The following is a 6,009-nucleotide window of genomic DNA, read 5'->3' on the forward strand; positions in this document are numbered from 1 at the left end:
CAACACCATGATTTATATCGGAAATAACACGATCACGACAGCGGAAACAGCGACTTACTTGGGGAATGTGGGTTGGAGAACCTTAGGCCAATCGGAATCCAGATTTTGCCAATCTCTGATCAGTCTGCTTCGGTAAAAGAATCGATCAACGACTTTGTCATGAACGTGGTTCTGGCGCTCATCATCGTTGTAGGCATATTGCTTATTTTTATGGGGTTAAGATCCGGAATACTGATGGGAGGTATTCTGTTGGTCACAGTTGCAGGCACGCTTGCCGGTATGCAGCTATTGGGGCTGGACATGCAAAGGATTTCACTAGGCGCGCTAATCATTGCACTCGGCATGCTAGTTGATAACGCCATTGTCGTTGTCGAAGGTACGTTGGTCCGAGTTCAACGCGGTGAAGCCACCAGCAACGCTGCTATCACTGTCGTAAATCAAACCAAATGGCCGCTACTCGGAGGAACAGTTGTAGGACTCTTGGCGTTTTCTCCAATTGGCTTTTCACCGGACAACACGGGCGAATACGCCGGGAGCCTCTTCTGGACTATTACGATTTCCTTGCTCTTTTCGTGGTTGATAGCGATATGGCTCACACCCTATTTTTGTACTCTGCTACTGAAACCAACCTCGGAAACACCGCCTGCAGAGAATGCTATTCTCCGTGCATATCGTTCGCTCCTCGCTTATGCGATCCAATACCGGTACCTTACGGTGGGCCTTATTGTTGCGCTCTTTTTCTCTGCAATCGCAGGGTTTGCGTTAGTACCGCCGGGTTTCTTTCCCAACAGCACCAGGGCGCAATTTGTGGTGGATTACTTTTTGCCAGAGGGAACCGACATTGAACAAACCAGTCAGGACATGCGAGAGATTGAAGCGCATCTCTTAACTCTACCTGGTGTCACGTCCACAAATCTTTCCGTGGGCAGCGGGCATTTACGCTTCATGTTGGTATACGACAGTGAAGACCAGAACCCCGCCTATGGTCAAATTTTGGTGGACGTGGAGGACTATCGGCAGATCGATGCATTACAGCCGGAAATTCAGTCTTGGATCAACCAAAACTACGCTGACTCATATGCAAAAGTTTGGAAGTTTGTATTGGGCCCTGGAGGTGGATCGAAAATCGAAGTCGAATTTTCTGGACCCGATCCCGTTGTGCTTCGCGAACTCGCCGAAAAGGCAAAACTGATATTCGCTGAAAACGGAGCCATCGCGGTAAAAGACGACTGGCGCGAACAAAAGCAGGTAATTCGACCTGTTATTGACACAGAAAACGCCCGAAGGCTGGGTCTCACCCAAGCGGAGATATCTAGGGCAGTTTACTGGCATCAAGTAGGGGCGCCTATAGGGATTTATCGCGAAGGCGACAACTTATTGGACATAGTAATGCGCCCATTCGAAGCAGACCGAAACAATATTAGTGACCTAAAAAACATCCAAGTTTACAGCGATGTAGCCGGAGGATACATTCCGATATCTCAAGTTGTAGACCGATTTGACCTTGTTTTCGAAGCTGGGAACCTTAGGCGCATCGACCGCAAGCTTGCAATCACCGCACAAGCCGATAACGCACCAGAAGTACTCTCAGGCGACCTTTTCGCTCAAATCCGACCATTCGTAGAGGCAATCCATTTGCCGAGTGGGTATTCTCTTGAATGGAGGGGTGAGTACGGGGACTCGCAAAGTGCAAACGACGGTTTGGCTTCGACTATGCCGCTTGGGTTCGGAGCGATGATTGTAGTAGTTTTCTTCTTGTTTAATGCAGTCCGTCAGCCACTGATCATATGGTTGACAGTACCTCTGGCTCTCATTGGAGTCGTCTGGGGGCTCGCGGCAACCAGAACGCCACTCGAATTTATGGCAATACTGGGTATTTTGTCTCTAACGGGGATGCTAATCAAAAACGCTATCGTCCTTATTGACGAAACCGATACTCAGATTGCTGGTGGAAAACCTCGATTGCAGGCTGTTGTCGACTCAGCTGTTCTACGCGTCCGCCCAGTGGCACTGGGAGTACTTACTACTGTACTTGGAGTAATGCCTTTGCTGTGGGATCCATTTTTTGAGTCGCTCGCAGTGGTGATTATCTGCGGTTTGAGTTTTGCGACCGTTCTTACGCTGATAGTGGTACCGTCTCTGTACTCAATTTTCTTTAGAATAAATGAGGACGAAACAGCGGCTTAGTAACTAACCTTCAGATCCTCATCTCCGAAAAACATATCACGCTTTCGCCATGTTCCAGGTTTTAAGTACGTGCTTTTGCATTAACCTGCTGATTTGGATCCAACCTTCTATTCGCGCGTCCTTACCAGACCTGCAGAAATCTAGGTCTCCAAGTGCGGAAACTAACTTTTTTCGCAATCCTCTAGCATTCTTGGTTCAGAACAGAGATTCTGTTGGAACATTGCGAACAGTAAGTTTGCCTGACCAAACGCAGCATTCTAAATCAGAAGTTGGTGTCGAGCGTTGGCATGAAGTGATCGAAAGGTATGGAGCTTGGCCTTTTCTAATGATCTGATACCTGTATTCATGCTATGTGTCGCTTGCTTCACCCTCGTCATAACTTTGTTGTACCGCCTGATGCACGGCGCTATACATGACCGAATTGCCGACGAAAACATTAAGATCCTTGATTGGGGCGCATTCAGAATATCAGTGATACACTCGCTGTTGCTGACGCTTGGCTTTAGTGTAACTCGCGAAGACTTCACCGAATTGAGATTTGTCGCCAACCAGCAGGCCATTGAAATCGAGCGAGTTTATAAAGGCTTGGGTTGGTCGAGCGACCCGGAAGCTGCGATCATAAGAGCCAAAGTGGCGGAACTGGCAAGCGTTTTAGTCAATGAGGAATGGCCCCTTCTCGGTGAAGGCGAGCTTTCGTCGGCAGCAGACTCGCTAATGAGTGAGATCGGTACTGGCTTAATGCATCTGCGGTCGAACGCAAGCGAACCACTTGCGGAAGACCTTCTCGCGAGTCACTTGGCTTTACAAGAGACCCGGGCAACTCTCAGTTTGAATGTCATGTCTGGCCCAACCAAGCTATTCTGGACGATCGCTTCAGTCGGCTTTGTATTTACTGCGATTTGCTTCCTAGCATACCCATTGAGAAGTGCTTCTACGGCGGTGATGGCGATGTTTGCGGCATTAAACGGCGCGGTACTTTTTGGAATCGTCGTTATGGGTAATCCCTTCGACCAGATTGTGGAAGTCACACCAGTTTCACTTGAAAGGGTGATCGAAAGATCATTCTGAAGTTTTGCCTGCACAAACAACTTAGATAACCGCTTTAGGCGGTTTCGTTTGTTTGTATTAAGGCGGTTCAAGTCGCTTACCGCGAATGTCGGCTCCGTCCGCACAGCAGACATTGAGTGATTTTTCCCGAATGACCGATATGCGGACATTGCTGCCATCCGCATTTTTACTCCAAAGGACCGCAGTCAGCCCAAAGCGGTCAGTCAAAAAGCAAGGAAAATGGGCATTATCTTAATTATTCGGTGAATACCAGATCGGTGACGTATACGCGCGCTCTTGTCCGATCAATGTCGCTTCTTCAGGAATGTCAGCGCCTAGACGCACTTTGTCGTAAACGACCCAGCGTGGCGTCGGGATTTCAATGACCCGCGCGTAGTAAAACGCGTGTTCGACGGCATCAAAATCTGGGTCCACCCAGACCGTTCCCAGCTCTGAAGCGCCGATGGTGTTGACATAGTTTGCCGCTTCCAGGTCGACCGTATTGCCCACTGCTGGCAGTTTCCCGTCAGCATCCAGTTCACGGTCACCCGACCACGCCACATCATAGACTTTTTCCGACAAGTTCCCGTCGCTGTCCATCCAGCCTTTGACGATCTGGATGCGATCAAGATTGGCCCCGATGGGATCGCGTAGTGCATAGACCATGAAAGTTGGCGCATCGGACGTTGCCACTCGCAAATCACCACCCATCGGAACACCCTTTTCGTATCCAACAAAGGCTGGAGCGCGAGACCTCATGTCATCCTCGTCGAACTCCCATCCCCCAAAGAACCGCACAGCCATGCGCGGACCTGTTGTGGCATAGACCTCGCGGCGCACCATGGCATCCCATAGACTAGCGCGCGTGTTCTCTTCGGCCCAGACACCTGTGTACCCTGACGCCACCAATGACCAACCGGGGAAAATTCCATTTTCTGTTTCGGTGAACGGATGCGACGCACGTGTCAATGAAGGTTCGGCATTTGTTGCTTTACCAAAGTAATTGTCGCTGTCAGCGGTTGCCAGAGATGTATGGCTGTCCGTCGCGCCGGACAAGCCAAATTTGTATGGGTTTACACCCGTGCGCGCCTCGATAGCGAACCCCTGCTTTAGCGCCTCGCGCGCATATTCGCCTGACAGCATATCTGGCGTTTTGGCTTCAGTTAGATCGAGATTCCCCGCATCCCAAGTCTCGTAATTCGCAAACTCGTCATCCGGACTAAGTGCGGGGTGCGCTTCGCCGTCTCCCTTGATCTGGGTAATTTCGTATAGCGGTTCCCATCTCATCCGCGCCATTGCATAGGCTTCGTCCACAGGTTCGCCATTGTAACGTGTTTCAGATGGGAACATGATGCCGTTTGACAGGTTTCCATTGTGCGCGAGTGCAAAAGCCTGTCCGCCGGTATCGGCCTCATAAGCCTCCAACCATTTGTACAAGTCCATCGGGTCTGTAGAACCAATGGGGGCTTGCGTTGTCATAGGTTGGACCTGTTTGACCCGATCTGCATTGTCACGAAAAATGATATTGCGGTGCATGTTGTTGCCCCGGATCAGCGACGTCCACTCAAAGCCGTGGAAAGCCGTGAAGTCTCCCGGATCGTTGAACGATTCCACGGTTGCGATCATGTCTTCCCAGACCGAGGCATAGATAGGCGATCCAGGAGAATAATCTGCGATCAAGTCTGGATCCATGTTCCCTTGAGAGAACGTAGTGATCAGGTCCAGAGCTGCTGCAGCAGACGCCTCACCGCCGTCTTGCAGACCTTTTGCCCAGCGGGAGCCCTGTTCTGATTCCATAATGTTGGGAGATCCTTTGGCCAAATCGGTGATCATGCCCATTCCATCCGAGTGTTCCGTTGTCACGATCCAGTCTAACGGTCGCGCCAATTTAACACGCTGCCCCGTGGCAGAGACGACCTCTTCGCCTCGCGCAAACCGAAGCATTGTGTCCAGATCGGTCGTGTTCCCGAAAAGACCGGCATCCATTGAAAGACCGGTGTGAATATGAGTGTCGCCCCAAAATACGCGCGATGGAAAGCTGCGCTGAGCATAGGGTGAATAGGCTTTGCCGGGGTAAAGGTTTTGAAGGGACTCTTCAGAGGGTACAAACTGTGCGTCGGCTGCGCCCGAAATTAAAAATATGGAAGAGAACAAAGCGGAATTTAGGTGCCTGAGCATAATAAACCTCCCAGAACTTGCTGAAATCAAAACGCGTTATTTTACGAATGCCGCACTTTTAGACCCGATGATAACACGTCATTCTTACCATGTCTTCGAATTTCCGCTTTGTCCGCAGAGCGGTCACTGATGCTCTGCGCAGCGAACGACTGCTCTGAGAGCTGACATTAGTGCAGTCCTTAGCTGCTTTGCAGTACTTGACCTATGTGCTGCATTCGCAGCCAATATAGCGGTCATTCTCTATGAAAGTACGATCAAGGGTTACTAAGTTTGGGTTCGGCAGGTTGAATGCGAAAGCCCTTGCTTGAGAAGTGGCCAAACCGGGCGGAATTGACGTAGCGAACATTATTCCTGAAGGTCAACTCACGCGGAATCCGTCGATTTAGCCAACACTCCAAGTTTTAAATCTGAACCTGAGAAAATCTTAGGCCTACAGGATCGACCAGATGCTTTGCGATGGAGCCATATCAAGTCGGTGTTTGAGTTTAAACTACCGTTGATTGTTTGCGCATGCACCTTTCAACCCACATTCCCCAAGTAAGTCGCTGTTTCCGCTGTCGTGATCGTGTTATTTCCGATATAAATCATGGTGTTGGT

The 6,009-nt window shown here is 50.0% G+C and carries 3 protein-coding genes; 2 read left to right on the top strand and 1 reads right to left on the bottom strand.

Features of this window, described 5'->3' with window-relative positions; genetic code table 11:
* The first annotated feature begins 72 nt into the window (after positions 1-72).
* Together AC2FIR_RS23850 and AC2FIR_RS23855 are read left to right on the top strand one after the other, a co-directional pair.
* Complete coding sequence (locus AC2FIR_RS23850; RefSeq protein ID WP_496763467.1) at positions 73-2,187, top strand: efflux RND transporter permease subunit; 2,115 nt, start codon at positions 73-75, stop codon at positions 2,185-2,187.
* Positions 2,188-2,499: 312 nt separating this feature from the next.
* Positions 2,500-3,255 (top strand): bestrophin-like domain, encoded by a 756-nt coding sequence (locus tag AC2FIR_RS23855; protein WP_170612353.1) that lies wholly within the window; start codon positions 2,500-2,502, stop codon positions 3,253-3,255.
* A 231-nt stretch (positions 3,256-3,486) separates the two neighbouring features.
* On the opposite strand, the gene AC2FIR_RS23860 is transcribed toward AC2FIR_RS23855, so the two are convergent.
* Complete coding sequence (locus AC2FIR_RS23860; RefSeq protein WP_170612355.1) at positions 3,487-5,412, bottom strand: DUF3604 domain-containing protein; 1,926 nt, start codon at positions 5,410-5,412, stop codon at positions 3,487-3,489.
* Positions 5,413-6,009: the final 597 nt, after the last annotated feature.

Source organism: Ruegeria sp. CDSB136 (assembly GCF_059610965.1).

Excerpts from the sequence above, each read along its gene's own strand:
- AC2FIR_RS23860 (WP_170612355.1), bottom strand. The coding sequence starts at position 5,412 with ATGCTCAGGCACCTAAATTCCGCTTTGTTCTCTTCCATATTTTTAATT.